Source organism: Streptomyces sp. NPDC057002, from assembly GCF_042673825.1.
In the GTDB taxonomy this organism is placed as follows: Bacteria; Actinomycetota; Actinomycetes; order Streptomycetales; family Streptomycetaceae; genus Streptomyces.
In genome coordinates this window covers 385,565-412,142 of record NZ_JBHURZ010000009.1, presented here as the reverse complement: position 1 = coordinate 412,142, position 26,578 = coordinate 385,565, and the positions used below count along the sequence as shown (strand labels likewise).

The 26,578-nt window shown below is 72.0% G+C and carries 27 protein-coding genes; 8 read left to right on the top strand and 19 right to left on the bottom strand.

From position 1 onward, the window contains the following. Positions 1 to 2 precede the first annotated feature (2 nt). Positions 3 to 1,022, bottom strand: coding sequence for a lytic polysaccharide monooxygenase (locus tag ACFT32_RS37270; RefSeq protein WP_382498008.1), 1,020 nt, complete (start codon positions 1,020 to 1,022; stop codon positions 3 to 5). A gap of 191 nt (positions 1,023 to 1,213) precedes the next feature. On the opposite strand from ACFT32_RS37270, the gene ACFT32_RS37265 reads away from it, so the two are divergent. Continuing rightward, positions 1,214 to 1,663, top strand: a complete 450-nt coding sequence (locus tag ACFT32_RS37265) for a GNAT family N-acetyltransferase (protein ID WP_382498006.1) — start codon at positions 1,214 to 1,216, stop codon at positions 1,661 to 1,663. A gap of 27 nt (positions 1,664 to 1,690) precedes the next feature. Here the strand turns inward: ACFT32_RS37265 and ACFT32_RS37260 are convergent, their stop codons facing one another. Beyond that, the gene (locus ACFT32_RS37260; RefSeq protein ID WP_382498004.1) at positions 1,691 to 1,825 is read right to left on the bottom strand and encodes a hypothetical protein; all 135 of its coding nucleotides are present in this window, start codon (positions 1,823 to 1,825) and stop codon (positions 1,691 to 1,693) included. A gap of 138 nt (positions 1,826 to 1,963) precedes the next feature. Here ACFT32_RS37260 and ACFT32_RS37255 point away from each other — a divergent pair, with 138 nt between their 5' ends. Further along, positions 1,964 to 2,596: a class I SAM-dependent methyltransferase gene (locus ACFT32_RS37255; RefSeq protein ID WP_382498002.1), complete on the top strand. Its 633-nt coding sequence runs from the start codon at positions 1,964 to 1,966 to the stop codon at positions 2,594 to 2,596. 8 nt (positions 2,597 to 2,604) lie between these two features. Here ACFT32_RS37255 and ACFT32_RS37250 read toward each other — a convergent pair whose 3' ends face one another. After that, positions 2,605 to 3,105 carry a DUF402 domain-containing protein gene (locus ACFT32_RS37250; protein WP_382498000.1) on the bottom strand — a complete coding sequence of 167 codons (501 nt, stop codon included), beginning with the start codon at positions 3,103 to 3,105 and terminating at the stop codon, positions 2,605 to 2,607. Next, complete coding sequence (locus ACFT32_RS37245) at positions 3,086 to 4,015, bottom strand: GNAT family N-acetyltransferase (RefSeq protein ID WP_382497998.1); 930 nt, start codon at positions 4,013 to 4,015, stop codon at positions 3,086 to 3,088. The genes ACFT32_RS37250 and ACFT32_RS37245 overlap by 20 nt, the downstream gene beginning before the upstream one ends. A 71-nt stretch (positions 4,016 to 4,086) precedes the next feature. On the opposite strand from ACFT32_RS37245, the gene ACFT32_RS37240 reads away from it, so the two are divergent. Continuing rightward, positions 4,087 to 4,455 carry a GntR family transcriptional regulator gene (locus ACFT32_RS37240; protein WP_382497996.1) on the top strand — a complete coding sequence of 123 codons (369 nt, stop codon included), beginning with the start codon at positions 4,087 to 4,089 and terminating at the stop codon, positions 4,453 to 4,455. Positions 4,456 to 4,582: 127 nt separating this feature from the next. Here ACFT32_RS37240 and ACFT32_RS37235 read toward each other — a convergent pair whose 3' ends face one another. From ACFT32_RS37235 to ACFT32_RS37210, 6 genes are all read right to left on the bottom strand, one after another. Beyond that, positions 4,583 to 5,356 carry a DUF72 domain-containing protein gene (locus ACFT32_RS37235; protein ID WP_382497994.1) on the bottom strand — a complete coding sequence of 258 codons (774 nt, stop codon included), beginning with the start codon at positions 5,354 to 5,356 and terminating at the stop codon, positions 4,583 to 4,585. Between the two features lie 33 nt (positions 5,357 to 5,389). After that, the gene (locus ACFT32_RS37230) at positions 5,390 to 6,484 is read right to left on the bottom strand and encodes a DUF5925 domain-containing protein (RefSeq protein ID WP_382497992.1); all 1,095 of its coding nucleotides are present in this window, start codon (positions 6,482 to 6,484) and stop codon (positions 5,390 to 5,392) included. Positions 6,485 to 6,558: 74 nt separating this feature from the next. Continuing rightward, the gene (locus ACFT32_RS37225; protein WP_382497990.1) at positions 6,559 to 7,359 is read right to left on the bottom strand and encodes a polysaccharide deacetylase family protein; all 801 of its coding nucleotides are present in this window, start codon (positions 7,357 to 7,359) and stop codon (positions 6,559 to 6,561) included. Then, positions 7,352 to 8,377 (bottom strand): glycosyltransferase family 2 protein, encoded by a 1,026-nt coding sequence (locus tag ACFT32_RS37220; protein WP_382497988.1) that lies wholly within the window; start codon positions 8,375 to 8,377, stop codon positions 7,352 to 7,354. The genes ACFT32_RS37225 and ACFT32_RS37220 overlap by 8 nt, the downstream gene beginning before the upstream one ends. Beyond that, positions 8,374 to 9,195, bottom strand: a complete 822-nt coding sequence (locus ACFT32_RS37215) for a glycosyltransferase family 2 protein (protein WP_382497986.1) — start codon at positions 9,193 to 9,195, stop codon at positions 8,374 to 8,376. The genes ACFT32_RS37220 and ACFT32_RS37215 overlap by 4 nt, the downstream gene beginning before the upstream one ends. A 508-nt stretch (positions 9,196 to 9,703) precedes the next feature. After that, positions 9,704 to 10,909 (bottom strand): S8 family peptidase, encoded by a 1,206-nt coding sequence (locus tag ACFT32_RS37210; RefSeq protein ID WP_382497984.1) that lies wholly within the window; start codon positions 10,907 to 10,909, stop codon positions 9,704 to 9,706. Positions 10,910 to 11,189: 280 nt separating this feature from the next. On the opposite strand from ACFT32_RS37210, the gene ACFT32_RS37205 reads away from it, so the two are divergent. Then, entirely contained in the window at positions 11,190 to 11,996 is an 807-nt protein-coding gene (locus ACFT32_RS37205) for an SGNH/GDSL hydrolase family protein (RefSeq protein ID WP_382497982.1), read from the top strand. 4 nt (positions 11,997 to 12,000) lie between these two features. Here the strand turns inward: ACFT32_RS37205 and ACFT32_RS37200 are convergent, their stop codons facing one another. From ACFT32_RS37200 to ACFT32_RS37185, 4 genes are all read right to left on the bottom strand, one after another. Further along, a complete protein-coding gene (locus ACFT32_RS37200) occupies positions 12,001 to 13,608 on the bottom strand; it encodes a serine/threonine-protein kinase (protein ID WP_382498141.1) in 1,608 nt (535 codons plus the stop codon). Between the two features lie 141 nt (positions 13,609 to 13,749). Next, positions 13,750 to 15,357 carry a nickel transporter gene (locus ACFT32_RS37195; protein ID WP_382497980.1) on the bottom strand — a complete coding sequence of 536 codons (1,608 nt, stop codon included), beginning with the start codon at positions 15,355 to 15,357 and terminating at the stop codon, positions 13,750 to 13,752. Next, positions 15,354 to 17,024 (bottom strand): tetratricopeptide repeat protein, encoded by a 1,671-nt coding sequence (locus tag ACFT32_RS37190; protein ID WP_382497978.1) that lies wholly within the window; start codon positions 17,022 to 17,024, stop codon positions 15,354 to 15,356. The genes ACFT32_RS37195 and ACFT32_RS37190 overlap by 4 nt, the downstream gene beginning before the upstream one ends. A 109-nt stretch (positions 17,025 to 17,133) precedes the next feature. Further along, positions 17,134 to 18,666 (bottom strand): DUF4331 domain-containing protein, encoded by a 1,533-nt coding sequence (locus tag ACFT32_RS37185; RefSeq protein WP_382497976.1) that lies wholly within the window; start codon positions 18,664 to 18,666, stop codon positions 17,134 to 17,136. Positions 18,667 to 18,893: 227 nt separating this feature from the next. Here ACFT32_RS37185 and ACFT32_RS37180 point away from each other — a divergent pair, with 227 nt between their 5' ends. The 3 genes from ACFT32_RS37180 to ACFT32_RS37170 all read left to right on the top strand — a co-directional run bounded on the left by ACFT32_RS37180 (position 18,894) and on the right by ACFT32_RS37170 (position 20,644). Further along, a complete protein-coding gene (locus ACFT32_RS37180; RefSeq protein ID WP_382497975.1) occupies positions 18,894 to 19,436 on the top strand; it encodes a sigma-70 family RNA polymerase sigma factor in 543 nt (180 codons plus the stop codon). Next, entirely contained in the window at positions 19,433 to 20,251 is an 819-nt protein-coding gene (locus ACFT32_RS37175) for an anti-sigma factor domain-containing protein (RefSeq protein ID WP_382497973.1), read from the top strand. Before ACFT32_RS37180 ends, ACFT32_RS37175 begins: the two co-directional genes overlap by 4 nt. Positions 20,252 to 20,377: 126 nt before the next feature. Beyond that, the gene (locus ACFT32_RS37170) at positions 20,378 to 20,644 is read left to right on the top strand and encodes a hypothetical protein (protein WP_382497972.1); all 267 of its coding nucleotides are present in this window, start codon (positions 20,378 to 20,380) and stop codon (positions 20,642 to 20,644) included. A gap of 127 nt (positions 20,645 to 20,771) precedes the next feature. On the opposite strand, the gene ACFT32_RS37165 is transcribed toward ACFT32_RS37170, so the two are convergent. Together ACFT32_RS37165 and ACFT32_RS37160 are read right to left on the bottom strand one after the other, a co-directional pair. After that, positions 20,772 to 21,554 carry an ABC transporter permease gene (locus ACFT32_RS37165; protein WP_382497971.1) on the bottom strand — a complete coding sequence of 261 codons (783 nt, stop codon included), beginning with the start codon at positions 21,552 to 21,554 and terminating at the stop codon, positions 20,772 to 20,774. After that, positions 21,551 to 22,507, bottom strand: coding sequence for an ATP-binding cassette domain-containing protein (locus tag ACFT32_RS37160; RefSeq protein ID WP_382497969.1), 957 nt, complete (start codon positions 22,505 to 22,507; stop codon positions 21,551 to 21,553). The genes ACFT32_RS37165 and ACFT32_RS37160 overlap by 4 nt, the downstream gene beginning before the upstream one ends. 63 nt (positions 22,508 to 22,570) lie before the next feature. Here ACFT32_RS37160 and ACFT32_RS37155 point away from each other — a divergent pair, with 63 nt between their 5' ends. Further along, on the top strand, positions 22,571 to 23,308 hold the full coding sequence (locus ACFT32_RS37155) for a TetR/AcrR family transcriptional regulator (RefSeq protein ID WP_382497968.1): 738 nt from the start codon (positions 22,571 to 22,573) through the stop codon (positions 23,306 to 23,308). On the opposite strand, the gene ACFT32_RS37150 is transcribed toward ACFT32_RS37155, so the two are convergent. From ACFT32_RS37150 to hmgA, 3 genes are read right to left on the bottom strand one after another with little or no spacing between them, the layout of a single operon-like run. Then, the gene (locus tag ACFT32_RS37150; RefSeq protein WP_382497966.1) at positions 23,305 to 24,447 is read right to left on the bottom strand and encodes a type ISP restriction/modification enzyme; all 1,143 of its coding nucleotides are present in this window, start codon (positions 24,445 to 24,447) and stop codon (positions 23,305 to 23,307) included. The genes ACFT32_RS37155 and ACFT32_RS37150 overlap by 4 nt on opposite strands. 26 nt (positions 24,448 to 24,473) lie before the next feature. Continuing rightward, complete coding sequence (locus tag ACFT32_RS37145) at positions 24,474 to 25,223, bottom strand: GntR family transcriptional regulator (RefSeq protein WP_382497964.1); 750 nt, start codon at positions 25,221 to 25,223, stop codon at positions 24,474 to 24,476. 26 nt (positions 25,224 to 25,249) lie between these two features. Continuing rightward, complete coding sequence (gene hmgA, locus ACFT32_RS37140; RefSeq protein ID WP_382497962.1) at positions 25,250 to 26,566, bottom strand: homogentisate 1,2-dioxygenase; 1,317 nt, start codon at positions 26,564 to 26,566, stop codon at positions 25,250 to 25,252. Positions 26,567 to 26,578 lie beyond the last annotated feature (12 nt).

The window sequence follows — 26,578 nt, the reverse complement described above, 5'->3', positions numbered from 1 at the left end:
GGTCAGCGGCCGTGGCGGCCGCCGCTCACCGCCCGGCGCCGGGTGGTGAGGAACAGGGCCGACGAGCCGAGCGCCAGCGCGGCGGCGCCGCCGATCGCGAGATACGTCGTGCTGGAGTCGCCGCCGGTCTCGGCGAGGTTCTCGGTGGCACCGGCCGCCTTCGGGCGGTTCGGGGCCGTGGTCGGGGCCTCGTTCGGGGTCTCTCCCGTGGCGGTGTCTGTGGCGTTGTCCGGGACCGCTGCCGGCTCCGCCGACGTCTTGGCGTCGTGGTCGCCGTGCCCGTGGTTCTCGACGGTCGACTTGTCGGTGCCGTCCTCGATCTGCTCCTTGGTGGGAGCGGAGGCGGTCGGGGCCGGGGCCGTGCCGCCCGTCGCGGTGTCGCCGCCGCCTCCGAAGGAGACGTCCGAGCAGGAGTAGAACGCCTCCGGGCTGTCCGACCGCTGCCAGACCGCGTACAGCAGATGTCTGCCCGAACGCTGGGGCAGGGTGCCGGAGAAGGTGTAGAAACCGCCCTTGGCGGCCGGGTCGGTGGACGTCGCCACCGGGTTCTTCAGATCCAGGTCGCTCCAGGCCAGCGGCTTGGCCGGGTCGTAGCCGGACTTGGTGAGGTACACCTTGAAGGTGCCCTTGTGGGGCGCCGTCACGCGGTACTTGAAGGTGTGGGAGCCGCTGCGCACGCCGGTGGCGGGCCAGTCGGCGCGGGCCAGGTCGAGCCCCTTGAACTGCGCGTTGTTCGCGCTGCACAGCTTGCCGTCCGGGATGAGCTGCTGGTGCCGTCCGCCCGCGTCGCCGATGCGGATGCCGTTCCAGTCGTAGAGGGCCTGGGTGCCGCCCGCGGCGACGGCCGCCTTGCACGCGGCCGACTTCGGGCTCTCGGGACCCTCGGCGTAGCACTGCGAGACCCGGCTGACCGGGTCGCCCATGGAACCGTGCGCGGCCGCCGGCGTGGCGGTCAGCGCGGTCAGGGCGAGCGGAAGGCTGCCGAGGGCGGCGATGGTGGCTACCGTGCGGCGTGCGGGCATGCGGGAACTCCTCGAAACGGTTCATGCGGTGCATGGGGACAGGTCCGGGCCCGAGTGGGCCGGATCCCGTGGGGTGATCCGAAGCTAGCCCCAGAGAACCGTGAAATCGCCTGCTGGGGACGGGTGGAGGAGATCCTTATGGCCGCGTTAAGGGAGTGCTCAGACTGGCATCAGGTAGGTACCGTCGCGGCATGGCAGACGAGGAGATCCGGCCGGCCGGAGCCGCCGACGTACCGGTCGTCGAGGGCGTGATCGACGCGGCCTTCCGCCCGTACATCGAGCGCATCGGCCGGGTGCCGCAGCCCATGGAGGAGGACCACGCGGCGAATGTGGCCGCAGGGAAGGTGTTCGTGACGGGCGAGCCCGTGATCGGCCTCGTCGTGGTCGAGGCCTTCGAGGACCATCTGTTCCTCGACATCATCGCCGTCCACCCCACCGCGCACGGCAGGGGAGTGGGGCGACGGCTGCTTCGCTTCGTCGAGGCACGCGCGCGTGCGCTGGGTCTGCCGGAGATCAGGCTCTGCACGAACGCGATGATGTGGGAGAACCAGAAGATCTACCCGAGGTACGGCTACGAGCTGATGGAGCGGCGTGTGGACGGGCCCTACGACCGTGTCCACTACCGCAAGCGGCTGCTCTGAACGCGTCTCATGATCGGCACCGGCCGGTCAGCTGTCCGGCCACCATGTGCGCGCGACGTCCTTGCGGACCTCCGGGCGCCCGCCGGGGCACTCGTCGGCCTCCTCGCGGACCCTGCGGACTTCCGACTTCTTCAGGGGCTTCTGCACGGTCACACGGCGCATGGCTGCCTCCTTAGGGGCTACCGGGTTCCGCGTTCTCACGGAGGTAGACCTTTCGGGGGAGAGTTCCTCATCGCTCCCGGTCTGTCTGTGGCGGCTGTCACCATTCGAGTGTCAGTGGCGGGTGTCACTCTTGGGCCCATGACGCCTGACGATGAACCTGTGACCTCGGCGAACACCCCCTGCCCGGGCGTGGACTGGGACGCGCGGGCCGCCTCCTTCGACGAGGAGCCGGACCACGGGCTGCGCGATCCGGGAGTGCGCCGCGCCTGGGCCGGGCGGCTGCGCGGCTGGCTGCCCGGACGCGCGGGCGACCTCCTCGATCTCGGCTGCGGCACCGGCAGCCTGTCGCTCCTCGCGTCCGAGCAGGGACACCGGGTGACGGGCGTGGACCTCTCGCCGGCGATGGTGACGCTCGCCCGGGAGAAACTGGCCGGGCGCGACGCGGTGTTCCTCGTCGGCGACGCCGCGGTTCCGCCGATCGGGGAGCAGCGCTACGACGTCGTTCTCGTACGGCATGTCCTGTGGGCCCTGCCCGATCCAGCCCGCGCCCTGCGGCACTGGGCCGGGCTGCTACGGCCGGGAGGGCGGCTCGTGCTGGTCGAGGGCGTGTGGGGGACGGTCGATCCGGTCGGGATACCGGCGGAGCGCCTCACCGCTCTCCTCGCCCCGGTCGCCGGGCAGGTGCGCATGGAGCGGCTGTCGGACGACCCGCAGCTGTGGGGCGGGGAGGTGACGGACGAGCGGTATGCGGTGGTCGCGGTGACGGGCTGAAGCGGGGATCAGGCCAGGAGCGCGGAGAAGTCGCCACCGCGGGCCAGGGTCTCCAGTTCGTCGAGTGCGGACAGGGCGGCGGCCGCGGCCTTCGGGTCCGTCTCGGCGAGGCCGCTTTCGGCGAACTCGTCCTCGTCGAGGCGGCGTACGTCCGTGCCGTCGGCGGAGCGCCAGAGGTCCAGGTCGAGGTCCTCGACGAGCAGCTCCGGGCCGGATCTGACGGCGGGGCGGGTGATGTCGCAGTACCAGCCCTTCAGCGTGCCCGTGGCGGAGCGGACCTCCTTCACCGCGTACCAGCGGTCACGCCAGTAGTACTCCGTGAAGACGTCCCCGGGCTCGAAGCGGACGAACCCGAAGTCGCGCACGCCGCTGCCCGCCCACGGGGCCCGGACCGTGACGCGGGTGCCGTCGTCCGCCAGGAGCTCGCCGGTGTAACGGATCTTCGTACGGCCCGCCTTGACGAGTACGACGTCCACCTCGCCGGGCCCGTCAGCCGAGTTCACGGACATGGCGCACCTCCTTCGCGCAGATCTCGTAGCCGAACCATTTGTTGATGGCGATCATCGGGTCGTTGCCGGTGTCGTTGCCGGTGAAGGCCTCCGTGCACCCGGCGGCGCGGGCCCGGTGCAGGGAGTCGTTCTTGGCGAGCTTGGCCAGGCCCCGGCCGCGGAAGGCGCGGGCGGTGCCGGTCATGGCGGTGGCGTAGCGGGTGCCGCCGTCGGTGTACGCCACACTGAAGGCCGCGGGGCTGCCGTCGACGACCGCGACCGTGGTCAGGTCGAGATCGAGGAGCGGGTGCTTCCAGTGCTGCTCGATCCAGGCCTCGTAGTCCGTGAACTCGGTCTCGATGTCGCTCGGTTCGTCGGTGGACGTCGCCGCGTCCAGTTCGAACAACGGGCGCGGGTCGTCCGCGAAGTCGGCGCCCGTGCGCAGCTCGACACCCGTCGGCGGCTCCTGGCGCGGCGGCAGCGTGCCGGCCGCCAGGTCCAGGCGCAGGAAGTAGGCGGAGCGGCTGGCCCGGAAGCCGTTGCGCTCGGCGAAGGCGAGGTTCTCCGGCTCGTCCAGCACCCAGGCGAACAGCTTTCTGACACCCAGTGCGGCCAGGCGTTCCTCGGCGGTGCGCAGCAGCAGCGAACCGGCACCGCGGTGCCTGCGGTCGGGGCGCACATAGATGTTGGCGGAACCCTGGCCGGGTTCCGGGCTGTCGTGGGCGACGCTGATCTGGGCCGTGCCGATGATCTCGCCGTCCTCCTCGGCGATGAGCTGTCCGAAGTGGGCGTCCGGATGGACGTGCGTCAGGGTGTGCACCACCGACTCGGGGGTGGACAGCATGTACGGAAGGGCCAGGCGACGGGTGTCGGAGAACCCCTCGGCGTCGGCTCGGACGTCGGGACGCAGGTCGCGCACGATCACAGTCATGGAGGCGGACGTTACGTGGAGGCACACCCCGGCTGCCTCTCATTTTCCGCCGGGTACGGGACAATCGGCCTGTGACGTTGAAGATCGACATCGATGACAGTGCTCCGCCGTACGAGCAGGTGCGAGCGCGGATCTCCGAGCAGGCCCGGTCGGGGGCGCTGCCGGTGGGATACCGGCTGCCGACCGTGCGGGGGCTGGCCGAGTCGCTGGGACTCGCCGCGAACACCGTCGCCAAGGCGTACCGGGCGCTGGAGGCGGACGGCGTGATCGAGACGCGAGGGCGCCACGGCACGTTCGTGGCCGCCGCCGGCGCGGCGGCGGACCGGGAGCTGGCGACCGCGGCGCAGGCCTATGTGGAGCGGGCCCGACGGCTCGGGCTCACGGAGGCCGACGCACTGGCGGCGGTACGGGATGCCCTGCGGGCGGCTTACGGGGAGTAGGGCGTCGGGCTGCTGGTCGGGTTGGGCTGTCGTCCGGGTGCGGGCCGGTGGGGGTTGTTCGCGCAGTTCCCCGCGCCCCTTGAGGGCGTCGCTCCAGGGGCGCGGGGATGTGTCGATGAAGCCCGGTTCAGCCGGCCCGCGCCAGCCGCCCCGGCGTCCGGGTGATCTCCAGGCCCGCCGACCTCCCCACCCGTGCGAACGTCCTCGCGTCCTCCACCGCCGCGCCGCCCGGGTCGTTGTTGAAGTACGCGTAGACGTCCTCGCCGTCGGGCCAGGTCGTGGCGATGCGGTCGAGCCAGGTGGCCAGGGAGCGCCGGCCGTAGCGGGGCCAGGGGTGGGCGCGGCCCTGGTGAAAGCGGACGTAGCCCCAGTCGGTGGTGCGCCACAGCGGTGTCGCGGGGCGGGCCAGGACGTCGGTCCAGCACAGGGCCGCGCCACGGGACCGCAGGACCGCGCGGACCTCCGGTGTCCACCAGGAGTCATGGCGGGGCTCCACCGCGACCCGGGTCGAGCCGGGGACGCAGGCGAGGCAGGCGTCCAGGAGGCCCGGGTCGGCGCGCAGGTTGGGCGGGAGCTGGAGGAGGACCGGGCCGAGGCGGCTCCCCAGGCCCGCCGCGTGGCTCATCAGGCGGTGCACCGGCTCCTCGGGGTCCTTGAGCCGCTTGATGTGGCTCAGATAGCGGCTCGCCTTGACCGCCACGACGAAGTCCCGGGGCACCCGCCCCCGCCAGTCCTCGAAGGTCTCCCGCGCCGGCAGCCGGTAGAACGCGTTGTTGATCTCGACGGTCGCGAAGTGCTGGGCGTACTCCTCCAGCCAGAGCCGCATCGGCAGCCCGGACGGGTACAGGACGTCCCGCCAGTCCTTGTACTGCCACCCGGACGTGCCGACGAACAGGGTCATAACCCCATCAAAACACCGGCCGGCAGGGGCCTTCTACAGATACAGCCCCGCGTCGGCGTCCCCGCGCGGCTCCGGCAGGGCCGTCGGTGACGTGCCCCGGCGCAGCGCGTACAGCTCGGCCAGGGTCGCGCCCTCGCGGCCGACGCCGTCCTCGTGGCCAAGCCAGCCCACCGCCTCCGAGCGGGTCAGCGGACCCACCTCGATCCGGGCGAGACAGCGGCCGGGGCGGACGACGGCGGGGTGCAGGCGCTCCAGGTCCTCGTTGGTCGTGACACCGACCAGGACGTTGCGGCCCTGGCCGAGCAGTCCGTCCGTCAGGTTCAGCAGCCTCGACAGCGCCTGGCCCGCCGTGTGCTTGGCCTCGCCGCGGATCAGCTCGTCGCAGTCCTCCAGCAGGAGCAGCCGCCAGCGGCCCTTGCCCGTCGCGTCCTCCTCGCCGATCGCGATGTCCATGAGATACCCGACGTCGGAGAAGAGCCGCTCGGGGTCCAGGACACAGTCCACCTGGCACCAGTCCCGCCAGGAACGGGCCAGGGTGCGCAGCGCGGACGTCTTGCCGGTGCCGGGCGGGCCGTGCAGCAGGAGCAGCCGGCCAGCGATGTCCTCCGGGGTGGTCTTCATCAGGCGGTCCATGGCGTCCGCCACCGGCGCGGTGTAGTTGGGCCGCACCTCGTCCCAGGTGCCCGCCGCGATCTGGCGGGTCGTGCGGTGCGGGCCGCGGCGCGGGGAGACGTACCAGAAGCCCATCGTGACGTTCTCCGGCTGCGGTTCGGGTTCGTCCGCCGCGCCCTCCGTGGCCTGGTCGAGGACCTTCTGCGCCAACTCGGCGCTGGTCGCCGTGACCGTGACGTCGGCGCCCCGGTTCCAGCGGGAGACCAGCAGCGTCCAGCCGTCGCCCTCCGCCAGTGTGGCGCTGCGGTCGTCGTCCCGGGCGACGCGCAGCACGCGGGCGCCGGACGGCATCAGCGCCGCCCCGGACCGTACGCGGTCAATGTTCGCCGCGTGGGAGTACGGCTGCTCGCCCGTCGCGAAGCGGCCGAGGAACAGCGCGTCGACGACATCGGACGGGGAGTCGGAGTCGTCGACGTTGAGCCTGATCGGCAGCGCCTCGTGCGGGTTTCCAGACATGCCGCCATGATCCGGCACAGGGGCGCCGCGTGCACCCGGTTTCCCGGTGCACGCGGCAGGTTCCCCCGCGCAGGTCAGACCCCGGAGCGGGACACCAGCCGGCGTGCCCGCCGGGTCCTGCGGACCAGTGCGTACCCCTTGGTCAGGGCACGGTCCCCGGCGAACGTACGGGCGATCGCGCGCCCCTCGACCACCCGCTCGAACTCGTCGATGCCCGTGCCGCGGCGCACCGTCACGCGCCGCAGGGCGTACGGCCCCTGCGCGCGACGCGCCAGACCGTTGCCCACGGCGAGTGCCTGGGCGTACCCCGTCTCCCGCACCGCCCGCCGGACCCGGCGGCTGGAGTAGCCGTAGGGGTAGGCGAACGAGGCCGGAACACTGCCCAGTTGGTCCGCGACGATCTCCTTGCAGTGGATCAGCTCGAACCGCAGCGTGGCATCGGAGACCTGGTCGAGCTGCGGGTGGCTGTGGCTGTGCCCGCCGATCTCGACGCCCGCCGCGGCGAGCTCGCGCACCTGGTCCCAGTCCAGCATGGTGTCCAGGCCGCCGCCGGTGTCGTACGGCCCTTTCAGCCACCCCGTCGAGACGAACAGGGTGGCCGGGAAGCCGTGCTTGGCGAGCGCGGGCAGCGCGTGCCGGTGCACGCCCTCGTAGCCGTCGTCGAAGGTGATGAGGACCGGCCGTTCGGGCAGCGGGCGGCCGGAGCGCCAGCACGCCGCCAGTTCGGCCGTGGTGAGGGGCCGCAGCCCCCGGTCCGCGAGCACCGCCATCTGCTCGGCGAACGCCTCCGGGGTCACGGACAGGGCGCGGGTCGCGTCGTTCGGATCGGTCGCGACCGCGTGGTACATGAGGACCGGTACGCGCATGTCACTCACGGACCCGCACCTCCTCCGGCACCGACGGCCGCGCCGGCTCCACCGCGGGCACCGAGAACGTGGCGCCGCCCCGGCGGGCCCGCACGCTCCCCACCACGTACCCGCCCGCCGCCGTGAGCACCCCGGCGACGATCGCGCCCGCCCGGCCCGCACCGCCCGGCCGGGCCAGCAGCGCGTCCCGAAGGCCCCGGGCCACCCCGGCCGGCAGCACCCGGGTCGTATACCGTCGCTCCGACTCGAGTCCCTTCTCGGCGCCGACGCTCCGGGCCACCAGGGCCTTGGACAGGCCCTCGGCGTAGGCGCGCGTACGGAAGTAGCGGAAGTGCTCGCGGACCTCCGGCACCCGGTGGTGGATCACCGCACGGTCGTCGATCAGCAGCACCGCGTCGGGCCGGGCGCGACTGAGACGGATGCACAGTTCCGTCTCCTCGCAGCCCAGCGGGCGTTTGTCGCCGTCCCTGCCGATGCCGGTGGCGAAGCCGCCCGCCGCGTCGAACGCGCTGCGACGGAACGAGGCGTTGCCGCCGAGCACATTGCGCACCCGGACCCGGCCGCGCGGCAGACCCCGGTAGGTGCAGCCCACCACCCAGTCGAACTCCTCCGGGAACCAGTCCGGCCGCCGCCCCGACGCCCAGACCGGCACCGTGCGCCCGCCGACCGCCATCACCCGCGGGTCGGAGTACGCCTCGGCGAAGTGCAGCAGCCAGTCGCGCTCGGCCACGGCGTCGTCGTCGAGGAAGGCGACGATCTCGCCGCGCGCCGCCGCGATCCCGGTGTTGCGGCCCGCGGACAGGCCACGGGGGCCCGCGTTGGCGAGCACCCGCACCACAGCGCCCCGGGAGGGCTCCTTGTACTCCTTGGCCAGCCGCTCCCGCAGCGTGTCGTTGTGGTCGACGACCAGCAGCGTCTCCAGGGCCGGCCGTGACTGCGCCCGCACCGAGGAGACCGCCGCGAGGATGTCCTCCCAGCGGTCCTCGGTGTACGCGCAGATCACGACGGAGATGCCGGGACCGCTCAAGACACCTCTCCCCGCATGGCGTCCACCATCGGCGACCGGTCCGAACGGCGGCGCAGCGCACGGCGGTTGGAGCGCTCCTGAAGGATCACCCTCAGCACGCGCAGCCCGTCCCGCACGGCCCGCAGATTGCTGGTGCCGTGGATGCGCAGATACTCGTAGCTCGGGATCTCCTGCACCTTGAGCCCGGCCTTGACGACCCGGATGTTCATCAGGGTCTCGACCTCGAAGCCGGTGCAGTCGAGGTCGATCTTGTCGAGGCAGTGCCGCCAGAACGCGTTGTACCCGTAGCACAGGTCGGTGTAGCGGGCGCCGAACTTGCGGTTGACGACCGTGCACAGCGCCCAGTTGCCGAGCTTGCGGATGAAGGTCATGTCGTCGGTGCCGCCGCCGTTGGCGAAGCGGGAGCCCTTGGCGAAGTCCGCGCCGGAGACCAGGGCGGAGACGTACGAAAGGATCTCGCCCCCGTCGGCCGAGCCGTCCGCGTCGACCATCACGATGATGTCGCCGGTGCAGGCCTGGAACCCGGTGATCAGGGCGTCGCCCTTGCCCTTGCCGCGCTGCTCGACGACCTTCACCTCGGGCCACAGCTCGCGGGCCACCTGGACGGTGTTGTCGGTGGAGTTCCCGTCGACCAGGACCACTTCGTGTATCCAGTCGGGCAGGGTCTTGAAGACGTACGGAAGATTCTCCGCCTCGTTCATGGCCGGGATGACCACGCTCACCGGTGGCGCGATGGCCAGGTGAGAGGAGACGGGCCGGTACTTCCCGGCGACCGGCGGATGCTGCTCCGCGGCGGCCGGCTGCAGAACTGAGCTCATGAGTCTGGTCCCTCTCGTCCGGTGGACCGCCCCCCCAGGGCAGTCCGGATCCAATCCGGTTCGAAAGGGGGGTTCTCACCCGTGGCACGCACGCCGAGATGGAGCTTCGGGCACGCCGGGTGAGCTGGCAAAGCTGGCCGGCCGCGAAAACGGCAGCCGACCGCGCGGCACGGCTCGGTCACCATGTGCGGTCACCGAGCACGGCACCCCCCTACCGCGCCCCGCGCCGGTACGTCGCGGTCCTTGAGCCCTCCCCTAGAGCCGCGTACTGACGGACCGATGCGGGTGAGATGTATGACGGTATTGACGATTGAACCCGTATGGCAAGACCTGGAACGGCCCCTCACGTTTTTGTTGGTTTGGCCGTTACGGGATGTCTTTTGTGGGCCGTAAGTTGAAAGGTTCCGGTCACGAAAACAACCGTTCCCCGGAGGCGCGACCCGCCTCCGGGGAACAGTTGTTCAGGTGCCGACGTCCGTACCGACGTCCGTACCGACGTCCGTGCCGGTTACTGCACGAGCTTCAGCAGCCGGTTCGGCGAGCCCGTACCCGCGCTGGTGACCTTGCCGGTGGTGGCGCCGGCGACCAGGGCCGAGGCGACCTGGGCCGGGGTGGAGGAGGTGTGGCCCGCCAGGTAGACCGCCGCCGCGCCCGCGACGTGCGGGGTCGCCATCGAGGTGCCGGAGATGGTGTTGGTCGCGGTGTCGCTGGTGTGCCAGCCGGCCGTGATGGACGAGCCGGGCGCGAAGATGTCCAGGACCGAGCCGTAGTTGGAGTAGCTCGCCTTGGCGTCGGTGTTGGTCGTGGCGCCGACCGTGATGGCCTCGGCGACCCGGGCCGGGGAGGACGAGGAGGCGGTGGTGCTGCTGTTGCCCGCGGCGACGGCGTAGGTGACGCCGCTGGCTATGGAGTTGCGGACCGCCGTGTCCAGCGAGGCCGAGGCGCCGCCGCCGAGCGACATGTTGGCGACCGAGGGGCCGGAGTGGTTCTGCGTCACCCAGTCGATGCCCGCGATCACACCGGCCGTGGTGCCGGAGCCGCTGTTGTTCAGAACCCGCACGCCCACGATCTTCGCCTTCTTGGCGACACCGTAGGTCGTGCCCGCGATGGTGGTGGCCACATGGGTGCCGTGGCCGTTGCCGTCGGAGGCGTCGTTGTCGCCGTCGACGGCGTCGTAACCGTGCGCGGCACGGCCGCTGATCTGCTGGTGGGTGACGCGCACACCGGTGTCGATCACATAGACCGTCACGCCGCTGCCCGCGCTGTCCGGGTAGGTGTAGGTGCCGGAGAGCGGGAGCGAGGTCTGGTCGATGCGGTCCAGGCCCCAGGGGGCGTTGGTCTGGGTGGCGTCGGCCTGGACGCGCTGGTTCTGCTCGACTGCGGCCACGGCCGGGTCGGCGGCGAGCCGCTTGGCCTCGGTGGCGGAGAGGACGGCGGAGTAGCCGTTCAGCGCCTTGCCGAAGGTCCTGTCGACGGTGCCGCCGTACTCCTTCACCAGGCCCTTGCCCGCGGCCGAGGACGCCTTCAGTCCCGCGCTCTTCTTGAGCGTGACGATGTAGCTGTCCTTGACGGCGGTCGGGGAGTCCGCGGCGAGCACCCGGCCCTCGGCGGGAGCGGCCTGGGCGGGGAGGGCGGTCAGCCCGCCCACGAGGGCGGCGGTCGCCGACACGGTGATCGCGGCGAGTCCGAGTCTCTTGCTACGCAGTTGTGCCATTACGAGGGAGTCCTCCTCTAGGCGGCGCGCGCCTGGGTGGGGCGCGCGTCATGTGGGGGTGGTGCGCGTGCTCGCGCACTCCGGCCGGGGAGCGTCGCGTTCCGCTCTCGGCCGGAGTAAAGCGTCTGCCATCTACCGGCGTAGAACAAGAGAGTTGAGCATCAGTCAACAAATCTGTCATGAGCACGAAATAAATCAACAGACTTGGCATGGACACTTCCTGTCAACACGCGTAGCTGCTACGACGGTTATGGCAGAGATCCTGCTAAAGGGAGGTTCCATGAGACGTTCCCGACTTGTCGTCCTCGTGAGCTCGCTCCTCCTCGCCGTCGGCACCGCCCTCACCGGGGCCGCGACGGCGCAGGCGTCCTCACTCGCAGCAACCGGCGGCTATGTGGCGCTCGGTGACTCCTACTCCTCCGGAGTGGGCGCCGGCAGCTACATCAGCTCCAGCGGTGACTGCAAGCGCAGCACGAAGGCCTTCCCCCACCTCTGGGCAGCCGCCCACTCACCCTCGACCTTCGACTTCACGGCCTGCTCGGGCGCCCGAACGGGTGATGTTCTGGCCGGTCAGCTCGGCCCCCTGAGCAGTGCCACCGCCCTCGTCTCCGTCAGCGTCGGCGGCAACGACGCCGGATTCGCCGACGTCATGACGACCTGTGTGACCCAGTCCGACAGCTCCTGCGTCTCCCGCATCAACACCGCCCGCGCGTACGTCGACTCCACGCTGCCCGGCAAGCTCGACGGCGTGTACTCGGCGATCCGCTCCAAGGCACCCAACGCACGGGTCGTCGTCCTCGGCTACCCCCGCTTCTACAAGCTCGGCACGACCTGTCTCGGTCTCTCCGAGACCAAGCGCAAGGCCATCAACGACGCCTCCGACTACCTCAACACCGCCGTCGCCAAGCGCGCCGCCGACCACGGCTTCGTCTTCGGCGACGTACGCACCACGTTCACCGGCCACGAGATCTGCTCCGGCGACTCCTGGCTGCACAGCGTCAGCTGGCTCAACATCGGCGAGTCCTACCACCCGAAGGCCCCCGGCCAGTCGGGCGGCTATCTGCCGGTGCTCAACGCCAACGACTGACCGGTCATCCGGAGTCCGAACCCGAGTCCGAACCCGTGTCCGTGTCCGTGCCCGAAGGAGAAGGGGAGGCCCCGTCCGTCGGGGTCTCCGTCTCGCACGTCACCGAGAACGGCACCCCCTCGGACGTCGTCCGCACCGGCTCCCGCACCTCGACGCTGATCTCGTTCTCGAACGCCCCGCTCTCCGCGTCCGTCGTCACGGTCACCGCGTCCTGCTTCGTACGCCCGCCCCCTTCCGCGAACGACAGCGTCTTCCAGCCCCCGTCGAGCACCGAGCCGTCCTGCGTCACCCAGCGGTAGCGCACCTCGGCCGGCAGCCGGCCCACCGTGAACGTCGCCGTGAACTGCGGCGCCTCGGCGTTCGGCGGCGGACACGGACCCGAGTAGTCCGTGCGCCTGCCCTCCAGAGCCACCCGCACCGACTGCGGCGGCGGACTGCTCTTCTCGGTCTCGCTCTCGCTCGGCGTCGGGGACGGGCTCGACTTCCCGCTCCCGGTGTTCTCCTTCGGGCCGGTCTCGGCCGGCGTACTCGCCCCGCCACCCTGGTCGTTGTCCCGGGAGCCGTCACCGCCCCCGTTGTTCAGCAGCGCGTACGTCAGCCCGCCCACCGCCAGGGCCACTGCGACCACGCCCGCGACCAGCACCCGGCCGGTCCGGCGGTCGCGATCCTGACGGGTGGCCGTCGTCGTCGCACCCGAACCGGAGGGCACCGGCTGCCCCGGGAAGGGCATCGGGGGCGTGGCGGCGGGCTCGGCGCGGGTCGCGGACGGCGGCGGGTACGGGACCGCCCGCGTGGTGTCCACGCTCGGCGCGCCGCCCGCGGCGATGACCCGCAGTTCCTGCTCGGCCCGCTCGGGCGGCAGCCGCTGCTCGGGATCCTTGCGCAGCAGTCCCTCGATGACCGGGGCGAGCGGACCGGCCCGGTACGGCGGCGGCAGCTCCTCGTCGACGATCGCGCGCAGCGTGCTCAGCGGCGTGTCGTGGCGGAAGGGGGAGTGGCCCTCGACCGTCGCGTACAGCAGCACCCCGAGCGACCACAGGTCGGACTCCGGACCCGGCGTACGGCCGAGCGCCCGCTCCGGGGCGAGGAACTCCGGCGAGCCGATCACCTCCCCGGTCATGGTCAGCGCGGAGCTGCCCTCGACCATGGCGATCCCGAAGTCGGTGAGCACGATCCGGCCGTCGTTCGAGATCAGCACATTGGCCGGCTTCACGTCCCGGTGCAGCACCCCGGCCTCGTGCGCGACCCGCAGCGCGGCCAGCACCTCGGCGCCGATGTGCGCGGCCCGCTGCGGCGGCATCGGGCCCTCGGCCTCCAGCACCTCCGCCAGCGAGAGCCCGCGGACCAGCTCCATGACGATCCACGGCCGGCCGCCGTCCGTGGCCACGTCGTACACCGTCACCACGTTCCCGCTGGCGACCCGGGCAGCCGCCCACGCCTCCCGCTCCAGCCGGGCGTACATCCGCTGCACGTCGTCTGCCGCCAGTCCGGCCGGGGCGCGCACCTCCTTGACGGCGACCTCGCGGTGCAGCACCTCGTCTCGGGCGCGCCACACCGTCCCCATGCCGCCCTCGCCGAGCGGCGCCAGGAGCCGGTAGCGGCCCGCGATCACACGCTCATGGCCCGGTTCTTCGGACACGGCGCCCCCATTCGCAGCCGGGCGAACTCTCCACGAGGTCTGTTTTCCCCACGGGGTCGGTTTTCCTCACGACGTCCGCTTTCCCTTTGACGCCTGTTTTCTCACGAACGTAACTCAGCCGAGTGCGGATGCCGCCCCCTTGAACACGAGTCCGGCGCCGAGTACCACCACGGCGAAGGCCGAACCGAGCGGCGCGGTGCGGCGTATCAGGGCCGCCATCGGGCCGGCCGTCCAGCGGGGGCGCCGGTCCAGGAGCCGTGTCATCCCGCTGCCCGCCTTGACGACGGCGTACCCGGCGGCCGTCAGGGTGAGCGCCAGTCCGACGCCGTACGCGACGACGAGCAGCAGACCGAACCAGGCCTGCCCGAGGGCCGCGGCGCCGACGAGTACCACCACGGCGGACGGGCTGGGCACGAGTCCGCCCGCGAAGCCCATGAGGATCGTGCCGCGGAGGGTGGGGGCGACGGGGTGCGAGTGGGTGAAGCCGCCGTGGGTGTGCACGACCGTGTGCGGGTGGGAGTGGGGGTGCGCGTGGTCGTGCGGATGGCTGTGGTCGTGGTGATCGTCGTGCGCGTGGTCGTGGTGGTGGTCGTTCGTGTGGCTGTGGCCCGTGTGCTCATGCCGGTGGTCGTGTTCGTGATCGTGGTCGTGTTTGTGCGCGTGGGGGTGGGGGTGGGGGTGGGGCGCGCGGCTGCGCAGCGCGCGGCGGACCAGGCTCGCGCCCGCCAGGGTCACCAGCAGACCGCTGGCGACGCCGAGCCAGGCGATCACCGAGGGGGCCGCCGCCGAACCGGCCGTGACCAGGAGGCCCAGGGCGACCACGCCCAGGGTGTGGGTGACCGTCACCGAGGCCGCCATGGGCAGGACGTCCTTCATCCGGGCCGCACCGCCCCGGGCCGCCGCCGTCGCGGCCATGATGGTCTTGCCGTGGCCCGGGGCGAGCGCGTGCATCGCGCCGAGGACGACGGCGATGCCCAGGGCCAGTGCGGCGAACCCCGCGGTGAGGTCGTGCCGGGCGACCAGTTCGTCCAGGGCACGCGTCCAGCGGTCGGCGCCGCGCGGCAGCACGGAGGCGGCGGGGGCGTCCGACTCCTCCTCGGCCAGAGCGGCCCCGCCGGGGCGCACCCGCAGGGCGGCGGACGCGGTGTCGGCCGGAGAGGAGAGCAACTCCTCGGGGTACTTGGTCAGTTCACCCGATATCGACTTCTCGGGTACGTCCGAGGCGATGAGGGTCATTCGGTCGCCCCGGGCCGTGACCTCCCGCCAGCCCGGGCCGGAGGAGGCGCCCGCGCCGCGGAAGCCGAGCGACACGCTCTCCTTGTCCGACGGGAGGGGAGCGGTCAGCTCGCACTCCACGCGGAGGGTGTCGAGCCCCGCCTGCCCGGGCCGCACCCGCGCCCGGCTGCGCTCGGAGGTGAGGGCGGCGGCACGGCCGTCGACGGTCACCTTGCTGTCCGCGGCGGCCGTGGCGCAGCGCTCGCGGGCCCACAGGGCGATGCCCAGCCGCTCGATGTCCGGCTTCGCCTGGGTCGCCGGGATCTCGGCGAGGTCCTCGACGTGCTGGACCCGGAGTTCGCCGGGGGCGGCGACGAGGCCGTCGTAGCGGTTGACGGTGAAGTTGCCCAGCGGGTGGGCGCTCGCCGTGGCGGCGGGCAGCAGAGTGAGCGCGCAGGCGGCCGTGAGGACGGCGGCGCCCGACGCGAACAGTCGGCGCAGGGTCACCGGTTCTTCTCCAGGTCCTTGAGCGCGGCACGGGCCTCGCGGGCGCCGAGGGGCGAGAAGCCGGGGTTCAGGTCGAGTGCCGCCTTCAGGTGCTCGCGGGCTTCGCGCTCGTCGCCGGTGGCGCGTTCGATGATTCCGCGGTGGAAGAGGAAGGTGGCGTTGCGGTAGCCGGTGGCGGTGGCCCTGCGGGCGTACGGCAGGGCCTCCTCGTCGCGGCCGTTGACGTGCAGGGCCCAGGCGAGGGCGTCGGCGGTGTGCACGCTGTGGCGGCGGTCCCACTCGGCGCGGGCGGAGCGCAGGGCCTCCTTCTTGTCGCCGTGGTCGGCGGCGGCCATGGCCGAGTCGAGGTCGGCGTTGACACCGCCGGCGCGGGCCAGCGCGGTCCAGGCGTCGACCAGGGCGTACTGGTCGCCGGCCTTCGCCCGGTCGCCGTCGCCGCCGCGGTCCTCGTACAGCTCGCCGAGGGCGACGAGCGGGCCGGGCAGCGGGAAGCGGGCGACGACCTGCTCCAGGCCCCGCACGGCGGCCGCGCGGTCGCCGTCCGCCGCCTCGGCGCGGGCGCGGCCCTCCAGGGCGGGCAGGTAGGAGTCGTCGGCGGCGAGCGCACGGGCATAGTGGCCGCGGGCCGCCTTGTAGTCGCCCTGGTTCCAGGCCAGTTGCCCGAGCGCGGTGGCGACGTAGGCGATGTCGGCGGGCGAGTCGGCGGAGTCCAGGGCGCGTTCCAGCACCTCACGCGCCGTACGGACGTCGCCGCGCAGCTCCCGCACATACGCGTACCGCGTGAAGACGGGCACGCCGGGGCGCCTGTCGTCGGCGGTGTCGGCGGCCTTCTCGGCGTCGTCGTACCGGCCGAGTTCGACGAGGGCGTCGATACGGGTGCACAGCGCACGTTCGTTGTAGGGGTTCTGCTTCAGGGCCCGGTCGGCGTACTTCAGGGCGCCGGGGAAGTCGTGCCGGGCCGCGGCGAGGGCGGCCTGGCCGGCCAGGGCCGGGTCGTTGCCGGGCTCCAGTCCGAGAGACCGCTTCAGCGCGCGCTCGGCCTGCGGATAGCGCGAGGGGTCGCCCTTCGTCCGGGCCTGTTCGACGTAGGCGAGGCCGAGGGTGGCCCAGCTGCCGAAGTCCCTCGGCTGGGCCCGGAGGTGCTTCTGGAGGGACGCGATCCCCGCGTCGAGGTCCCCCCGGGCCAGCGTGCCCGGCGACAACGCCCCGGCCGCGGACACGGCCGCCACTTCGCCGCCGGCCGGGCCGTTCCCCGCACCCCCGAAGGCGATGGCCCCGCCGGTGAGCGCGACGGCCAGCAGCGCGGCACACCCGGCCAGATGAGCCGCCCGCCAGCGCCGCGCGCCGTCGGCGGTCCGCCGCATCGCGGCCACGCGCTGCTCGACGCCCTCGCCGGCGGAGGATGTGCTGTCGCTGTCGCTGTCGCTGTCGCTGTCGCTGTCGCTGTCGGTGTCGGTGTCGGTGTCGCTGCCGGTGTCCGGCCGGGTGTCCTGCTCATCGTCCCGTGCTTCGCCGGCCTCCGCGTCACGCCCGGCGGCGGCTTCGGCCTCCGGCTCGACGGCCGGGTCGGCGGCGTGCTCGTGCCCTGCCTCCGCGGCCGGCTCGTGGTCCGGGCGTGGGCGGTCGTCGCGCCTCTCCGGTGCGCTGTCCGTCGTACGCGGAGGCATGGGTCTCCTCAGTCGGCTGTGCAGGTGCGGGTGCGGGAGTAGGCGGCGCGGCCCGTGCCGTGGGGGATGGGTGGGAACGGGCCGCGCCAGCAAGGGGGAGCGGAACGGGTCAGTACGCCCGGTTCCGCATACGGCGCCACCACATCAGGGCCGCGCCGATCAGGACGATTCCGCCCGCGCCGGCCCCGGCGGACGCGGCGATCAGGCGCATGTCGTCCGAGCCCTGCGCGCCGGCCGGCTGCAGCGCGTCGCCGAGCTGGCTGCGGACGTCGTTGCCGCCGTCCACACCCTTGGCGAGCGGGCCGCGCGAACCCTCGGTGGGGTTGGCCAGGTACGGGAAGGACTTGCCGAACTTCTTGTCGTTCTCGTTCACCGCGTCGCCGAGGTCGTTCTTGGCGCCGAGCAGCTCACCCTCGACGACCTGGAGCGACGCGTCGATCACATCGTCGGTGAGCCGCCGCCCGTTCGGGAAGCCCGCGTTGTCACCGTCCAGGACACCCAGCCGCTTGGGCTTGGCGGCCGGCTTGATGGAGGTGTTGAGCCGCAGCTGCTCCGAAGGCGTCACGTGCGGCGGCTGGTTGAGGTCCTTGACGCCCTTGAGGAACACGTCGACCAGGTCGTTGCGCGGCTCGTCGGGCGCCGGGATCTTGTAGATCGCCTCGATGAGCTTGGGCAGCTCCGGGTTGGTGACGTTCTCCAGGAACTGGGCGTCGTCCCGCGGTGCGGACGCGTTGAACTTGTCCTTGTCCTTCAGCGGGTTGACGACCTCGTTCACCAGCGGCATGCCGAGGCGCGAGACCTGGGAGTAGTAGCCCTTGGCGTTCTTGCGCTGCGTCGTCGACCAGAGGCCGACGATCGGCTGTTCGTGCGACTCGGCGATGAAGCTGTTGGGGACCTGCAGGGCGATCGAGTTGACGTTGTAGCCCTTGAGCGTGTCGTTGCCGACCTCGGAGAGGTTCCCGCCGTACAGCAGGTCGAAGACCCTCAGGTCCAGGAAGAACGGGTCGTCGGCCTGCCCGGCGAAGGTCTGGGCGCCCCCGGCGAGCTTGTGGATCGCCTGCTTGCGCAGGGTGTTGTAGTCCGGCATCGACGCCTTGCCGACGTTCGACGGCGCCACCGGCACGTCGTCGGCGACCTTGGTCTTCGACACCGCCTTCAGGTCCTTCAGCTTGATCAGCTCGATGTCGTAGGTCTGCGTGATGTTGAGGTCGGGGTCGTCGAGGCTCTCGACCGGACCCGTGTTGTACAGGAACGTCTTGTCGTTCTTCGTGTGCGTCTTGAACGTGTACCGGAACAGCAGGTCTTCCTGCGCGTCACCGTTGCTGTCGATGCGCAGGTCGTACTCGGCGTCCTCGGCGAACGTGAAGAAGTTGGGCCCGCCCGCCGGTTCCTCCATGGGGATCCAGTTTGCGACGATGGTCGTCGTGTCCGGCTTGTCCGGGCTGACGAACGCGTACACGTCGGTGTTGTCGAACTGCGGGGTCCCCGAGATCAGCGGGGCCTCGCGGTGACTGGAGGCGGAGGCCTCCTCAGGTGCCAGCGCGGTCACACCGGCGGCGGTGAGCCCGCCGGTGGCCAGCGCACCACAGATCACAGTCGCGATGCTCCGGCGCCCCGCGCCGGTCCTGAAGCTAGGTGTCATGCCGTCCGTCCTCGGTGCCAACTTGCCTGACACACGCCATTCGGAGTGGTCGGCAGAGCGGATTGGTCGAATCTCAAACGTTCTTACGGCGCGACTGAAAAGTTGTTTCATCGCCAGGCGACCCGCGTTTTCGGCGAGTTGATCCGTAACCCCATCCGGAGGTGTGTGCGTTGCGAATACCTCGTGTGAGGGGACAGGCCCGATGCGGCCTCGGAGAGGGGGAACGAGTGGAGGCGGACGAGCTGCTGCTGCTCGTGGCGGGCGGGAACCACCAGGCCTTCGAGGAGCTGTACGGACTGGTGTCCGGCCCGGTGTTCGGTCTTGTACGGCGTGTGGTGCGCGATCCGGCCCAGTCGGAGGAGGTGGCTCAGGAGGTGCTGCTCGAACTGTGGCGGTCCGCCTCGAAGTTCGACCCGGACCGGGGGAGCGCGCTGTCCTGGATCCTCACCCTCGCCCACCGCCGTGCCGTCGACCGGGTGCGCAGCGCCCGCGCGGCGGGGGAACGCGAGCAGCGCGAGGCCTGGCGCGCCCACTTCCCGGCCTTCGACCAGGTGACCGAGGAGGTCGAGGCGGGACTCGAACGCGAGTGGGTACGCCGCTGCCTCGACCGACTCACCGAACTCCAGCGCCAGTCCGTCACCCTCGCCTACTACGAGGGCTACACCTACCGTGAGGTGGCCGAGCGGCTCTCCCTGCCGCTGGGCACCGTCAAGACGCGGATGCGCGACGGGCTGACCCGGATGCGCGAGTGCCTGGGAGGCGTGGCATGAGTCTCTTCCGCCGCGACGACCCGCACTCGCTGGCCGCGCCCTACGCGCTCGACGCCCTGGAACCCCCGGAGCGGGTCCGCTTCGAGAGGCATATGAAGGACTGCGACCGCTGCGCCGCCGAGGTGCGTGACCTGTCCGAGGACGCCGTCCGGCTCGCCTGGTCCACGGCCGCCCCGGCCCCGGCCGCGATGCGCGACCGCGTCATGGCCGCCGTACGGACCACTCCGCAGGACCCGGTGCCCCAGGAGGCGGCGCGCGAGCCGGCCCGCGCGCGGGCGACTCAGCTGCCGCCGCATGTGTGGGGCACCCAGCCGCCGCCGCGGCAGCGGGGGCGGCGCCGGATCCCGCTGTTCGTGCCCTTCGCCACGGCCACCGCCGCCGCGGCCCTCGTCGTCGCCTCGCTGTTCGCCGTCCAGGCGAACCGGACCCAGGACGAACTGACCGCCGAGCGGGACCGGTCACGTGAGATCGCCCACGTTCTGGCGGCTCCGGACGCCCGTGCGAGCAGTGGCCGGGACGGACGGGGCCGAACCATCGGAGTGATCGCTTCCGCGACAGAGGGGAGCGCGGTGGTCACCCTCGGCGGATACAGCACCCCGCCGGGCGGCCGAGTGCACCAGTTGTGGCTCATGCGCCCGGGCGCGCAACCACGCTCCCTGGGGCTCCTCAAAGGCGACACGCCCCTGGTCGCGACCAGTCTGGGCTCCTCCGCGACGTCACTGGCCGTAACCGTCGAGCCCGCTGGCGGCTCTCCGCAGCCCACCACCCAGCCAATCGTCCAACTCGCCCTGAAATCTGTTGGATTCGGAGAGTAATCGGAGATACATCGTCAACCCCCTTATGGGGAAGGTGAATCCTGTGACCGCGATACACGAGTGCCCGGGCGGGGCGATAGGGTTAACCTGCCCGGGCCGGGTGGACTCGTACGGGTGGGGAGTGACATGGAACAGATAACAGTGCGCAGCAGGGCGAGGGTCCCTGCGATCACCTGCGGGAGCAGCGCGACCAGTTCGCGCCTCGACCGCCATCTGTCGGTGCTGGGCGGTCCTGCCGTCCCGCAGCGGGAGACGGTCGAGGCGACCTCGCTGATGCGTGAACTGACCGCGCGCCAGCCGCACGACCGCAGTGGCAGGGGAGCGCGCGTGCGCCGCGTCTCGCTCTTCGCACCGCTGCGCCGACTGCGCCGCACGCTGTTCGGCGGCAGGTAGGGGCCCGCGCTCGGGCGGTCACACCGCCCCCGGCGTCACGCTGCGCACTCGTCGTCCGTCATCCCCACGGCACGCAGCAGCGCCAGGTGTGTTCCCGAGCGCGGCACGCTCCCCCTACCCCCCCGGTTCACCGCTCCCCGCGCGCGTACTGACGCACGGCCAGCGGTACGAAGATCCCGAGCAGCACGGCGCACCACATGAGTGACCCCGCGACGGGGTGGGCCACCGGCCAGGCCGCTTCGCCGGGCACGGGCGCGTTGCCGAACAGATCCCGCAGAGCCGTCGCCACCGCGCTGATCGGATTCCACTCGGCGACCGTCCGCAGCCACCCCGGCAGCCCCGTCGTCGGGATGTACGCGCTGGACAGCAGCGGCAGCAGGAAGGTCGCCCCGCCCAGCTGACCGGCCGCCTCCTCGTTCCGGGTGAGCAGGCCGAGGTAGATTCCGGCCCAGGTGCACGCGAAGCGGAACAGCATCAACAGCCCGACGGCCCCCGCCGCTTCGAGCGGGCCGCCCTCGATCCGCCAGCCCACCGCGAGCCCCACCAGCAGGAACGGCACCGTTCCGACGGCCGTGACCACCACGTCCGCCGCGGCCTGTCCGAGCGGTACGGCCGCCCGGCTCATCGGCAGCGTACGGAAGCGGTTCGTCACACCCCGGTGCGTGTCCTGGGCCGCCTGGAACATGCCGGTCATGATGCCGCCCGCGGCGGTCGCCACCAGCAGGCCCGGTACGAGGAACGACCGGTACGCCTCGCCCGGCATCGCCAGCGCGCTGCCGAACACATAGCCGAAGAACAGCAGCATGCTGACCGGCATCGTCTGGGTGAGGATCAGCAGCCCCGGGTTGTTCCGCATCCGCAGCAGCTGGCGCCCCAGCATCGCGGTCCCGTCGTACGCCAGCATGCTCATGCGGCAGCCTCCCTTTTCTCGGTGGTGGTCTCGGTCAGGCGCAGGAACACGTCGTCCAGGGTCGGTGGCCGCAGGCTCACGTCGAGCAGCGGCACGCCCGCCGTGTCCAGCGCGCGCACCAGCAGCGGGAGGGTGAGCGTCGGGTCCTTGCTGACCGCGCCGACGGCGTTGCGCTCGTGGTCGAACGACGGCTGTGCGCCGGTGAGCCGGTCGAGCACGCCCGCCGCCCGCACGAGCACGTCCGCGTCCGTCACGACGACCTCGGCGTGCGCCCCGACGAGCGCCTTGAGCTGCGCAGGCGACCCGGTGTGCGCGACCCGGCCGCGGTCCACCAGGGCGATGTCGTCGGCCAGTTGATCGGCCTCCTCCAGGTACTGGGTGGTGAGGAGCACGGTCGTGCCCTCGGCGGTCAGATCGCGCACCGCGTCCCAGATGAGGTTGCGGCTGGCCGGGTCGAGGCCGGTGGTCGGCTCGTCCAGGAACAGCACGTCGGGGCGGCGGATCAGGCTCGCCGCCAGGTCCAGGCGGCGGCGCATGCCGCCGGAGTAGGTGGACGCGGGCCGGTCGGCGGCCTCGGCCAGCCCGAAGCGGTCGAGGAGTTCCGCGGTCCGGCCTGCCGGACCACGCACCCGGTGCAGCCGGCCGAAGAGCTTCAGGTTCTGGCGTCCGGTCAGGTCCCCGTCGATCGAGGTGTCCTGCCCGGTGACGCCGATCCGGCTCCGTACGGCGGCGGCCTCGCGGACGAGGTCGTGCCCGGCGACCCGCGCGGAGCCCGCGTCCGGCCGCAGCAGCGTGGTCAGCAGCCGCACGGCCGTGGTCTTGCCCGCGCCGTTCGGCCCGAGCACCCCGCACACCGTGCCCTCGGCCACCGCGAGGTCCAGTCCGCGCACGGCACGGACCTCCCCGAACCGCTTCTCGAGACCCTCACTAAGTACAGCGTACGTAGAAGTCATGGCTCGACCATAGCGCACTACGTACGCTGTACGTAACTAGGATGGTGGCCGAGGTGATGATCGATGGCGGGCCGAGCGGCCGTACCCGAAGTGATCTGGGCGCGCCCCGAGCGCACCGGCCGTGGGCCGAAACCGGCGTTCACCCGCGCCGGCATCGCGGCGGCGGCGGTGCGGATCGCCGACGCGGAGGGGCTCGACGGGGTGTCCATGCGGCATGTCGCCGCGGAGTTGGGCTGCGGCACGATGTCGCTGTACAACTACGTCCCCCGAAAGGAGGACCTGTACGAGCTGATGGTGGACGCCGTCGGTGCCGAGCACGAGATGTTCGAACCCACGGGCGACTGGCGCGCCGACATGCTCCGCAACGCGGAGGAGACGCGGGCCATCATGTACCGCCACACCTGGGTGCCGCGTCTGATGGCGGGGGTGCACGGCTTCAGCCCCAACACCCTGCGCTACCTGGAGCACTGCCTGGCCTGCCTCGAACCGCTCGACGTGCCGGCCGGTGCGAAGACGGAGCTGATCGCGCTGCTCAACGGCATCGTGTCGACGTACACCGCGAACGACATCGCGACCGTCGAGCGCACCCGCTCCATGCCGTGGTCCGAGGAGGAGGAGAACGCGGTGCGTATGGCCTATCTGGGCAGCCAGGTGGCCACCGGCGCCTATCCGCGACTGGCCGCGGCCTTCATGGAGCAGAGCGGGCCGGTCGATCTGGAGGCGGTGTTCCGGCGGGCGCTCGAACGCGTCATGGACGCCTACGACCCCGAGCTGCGCCAGGAGGGCCCCGATCCGCGCTAGAGCAGCGCGAGCTGGCCCTCCGGGCCCTCCTCGGGGCCGTCCAGCACGGAGGCGGGCCGACGGGCCGTCGTGGGTACCGGGAGGAGACCTGCGGCGCGGAGTTCGGCGGCGGTGACCGGGTCGGGGAGCGCCTGCTCGTCCGAGGGACGCAGTTCGGCCAGCAGTGCGAGGACCGTGATCAGCTCGAGCAGTTCCGATGTCCAGGTCTGCGACCAGGTCGCGGGCCGGATCGCCGCGAGGGTGCCCGGCTCGGCCTCGGTGACGCGCGCCGCGAACCACTGCTCCAGGACGCGGACCCCGCCCGCCTCGAAGTCCCAGGCCTCCGGCGGCACCGGGGAGATGCGGCCCTCGTCCAGCAGCAGGGCCTCCTCGTCCCCGTCGTAGTCCAGGGTCAGGGGCCGGGAGGGCAGCGGGGCGCGGACGTAGGGGCGGCGGCCGCCGGGGAGCTTCGGGCGTTCGCCGTCGCGGCGCATCAGCCACAGCAGGCGGTGGCCCCGCTCCACGCCCCGCGCCCATGCCTCGGCGTCACCGGTGAGCGGGACGGTGAGGTCCGGGCGGGCCGTCGCCGTGATCCAGGCCAGTACGTCCAGCGGCGCGGGGGCGTCGCCCAGGCGGGTGCCCAGGTGCTCCAGCAGGCCGGGGGCCAGGTTCGGCTCCCGCCCGCCCGGCCGGCGGAACAGCGGGCGGACGCGGCCGGGGCGGAGCAGCGGGAGCAGCGAGGTGACCAGGAGGGTCTCCGGCGCTTCCACCAGGAAGACCTGTTGCTCGTCCGCCACCCGCCACAGCTCCGGGCGGGCCGCGTCGATCAGCCGCTGGTCGGGGATCAGCCACTGTTCGTCGAAGGGCGCGTGCAGCACGCGCACCGGCTCGGGGCACGGGCCCGAGGCGCGGAGCAGCTTCTCCGTGCCGCCCGTCCGGCCGGGCAGCTGGCCGACCGCCGTGTGCAGCGTGCGTGAGCGGCTCGGCTCGAACAGGGCCTCGCGGTCGGGTCCCTCGGCCTTCACCAAGGCGTCCCAGCGGGCCTTCAGGAACGCCGGGTCGGGGGCCGCCGGCCAGCCCCGGCCGAGCCGCGGCGGTGCGACGGACCACGGCATGAGGTCCGCCAGCGGCGGAGCGTCGTCGTGCGTCACGCAGGGCATCGTACGGTGCGGCTCTGACACGCGGGTCAGTTGGCGTCGAGGGTCACCGTGAAGGAGAACCGGTCGCCCCGGTACTGGATGACGGCCACGTCCAGCGGCCGGCCGTCGGTGTCGTAGGTGATGCCCGTGTAGTGCAGGATCGGGCTGAGCAGCGGCACTTGCAGCAGCTTCGCGGTCTCCGGGTCGGCCAGCCGGGCCTCCACCGTGTCCGTGATGCGGCTGATGTCCACCCCGACGACATCCCGCAGCACCTTGGTCATGGGCCACCGGACGAGGTCGTCCAGGTCGATCCGCGCGGCCAGTTCGGGGCGGACGTAGTTCCGGGCGTGGTTCGTCGGCTCACCCGTCTTCTCGTCGCTCCGCAGCCGGTGGTACGTCGCGACCTCCCGCACCTCCGGGAAGAACTCGGCGAGTTCACCCGGCACGGGGGCCGTGCCGTGGTCCAGCAGCGTGGTCGTCATGCCGGACTGCTGGGCCACGATCGCGTCCACCGAGCCGAGCAGACGCACCGGGGAACCCCTGCGCGCGTGCGGCTCGATGAAGGTGCCGCGCCGGCGGTGGCGGGTGATCAGCCCCTCGTCCTCCAGCTCCTTCAGCGCCTGCCGCATGGTCAGCACGCTCACGCCGTAGTGCCCGGCCAGCTGCTCCTCGGTGGGCAGGCGCAGCGGGTCCTGGGGCGAGCGGCCGAGGATCGAGGCACGCAGTGACTGCGACACCTGGTACCAGAGCGGCAGCTTGCGGTTCAGGACGATCGAGTCCGGGGCGAAGGAGGTCACGGGCCATCCGTACCGGTCAGGGGTGTTCAGTGCAAGGGACGGAAGTGCCGCTCCAGGCCCTGCCAGACGTCGTCGTAACGCTGCTGCAGGTGTTCCGCCCGGGCCGCGTGCGGTGTGAGGGTCAGCGGCCAGCGGGTCTCGAACATGAACGCCAGTCCGTCGTCGATCTTCTGCGGCTTCAGCTCGGCGGCGCTCGCCCGGTCGAAGGTCTCCCGGTCCGGGCCGTGCGCCGACATCATGTTGTGCAGCGAACCGCCGCCCGGCACGAAGCCTTCCGCTTTCGCGTCGTAGGCGCCCTCGATCAGGCCCATGTACTCGCTCATCACATTCCGGTGGAAGTACGGCGGCCGGAAGGTGTCCTCGCCCACCAGCCAGCGTGGCGCGAACACCACGAAGTCGACACCGGCCAGGCCCGGGGTGTCCGACGGGGACGTCAGCACCGTGAAGATGGACGGGTCCGGGTGGTCGTAGGTGATGGTGCCGAGCACATTGAAACGGCGCAGGTCGTATACGTACGGCACATGGTTGCCGTGCCAGGCGACGACATCGAGCGGGGAGTGGTCGTAGGTGGCCGTCCAGAGGTTGCCGCAGAACTTGTTCACCACCTCCACCGGGCCCTCCACGTCCTCGTAGGCGGCGACCGGGGCGCGGAAGTCCCGGGGGTTGGCGAGCCCGTTGGCGCCGATCGGGCCCAGATCGGGGAGGCGGAAGGGCGCGCCGTAGTTCTCGCACACATAGCCGCGGGCCGAAGCGTCCAGCAGCTCCACACGGAAGCGGACCCCACGCGGGACGAGCGCGACATGGCCCGGCTCCACATGGAGCAGTCCGAACTCGGTGCGCAGCAGCAGCCCGCCGCGCTCCGGGACGATCAGCAGCTCACCGTCGGCGTCGCTGAACACCCGCTCCATCGAGGCGTTGGCGGCATAGAGGTGCACGGCCACGCCGGTGCGCTGGGTGGCGTCGCCGTTGCCGCCCAGCGTCCACAGCCCGGCCAGGAAGTCGGTCTCGGGTGCCGGGTCGGGAAGGGGGTTCCAGCGCAGGCGGTTCGGGTCGGGCGCGGTCTGGGTGAAGGGAGCGGTGCGGACCGAGCCGTTGTGGGTCCGGGTGAACGCCGGGTGCGCGGCCGACGGGCGGATCCGGTACAGCCATGAGCGGCGGTTGTGGGACCGCGGCTCGGTGAAGGCCGTACCGCTCAGCTGCTCCGCGTACAGCCCGAGCGGGGCCCGCTGGGGTGAGTTGCGGCCCTCGGGCAGCGCGCCCGGGACGGCCTCCGAGCCGTGCTCGTTGCCGAAGCCGGAGAGGTAGGTCAGCCCTTCGGCGGTCTTCCGCGCGTCCGAACCCATGATCGCTGCTCC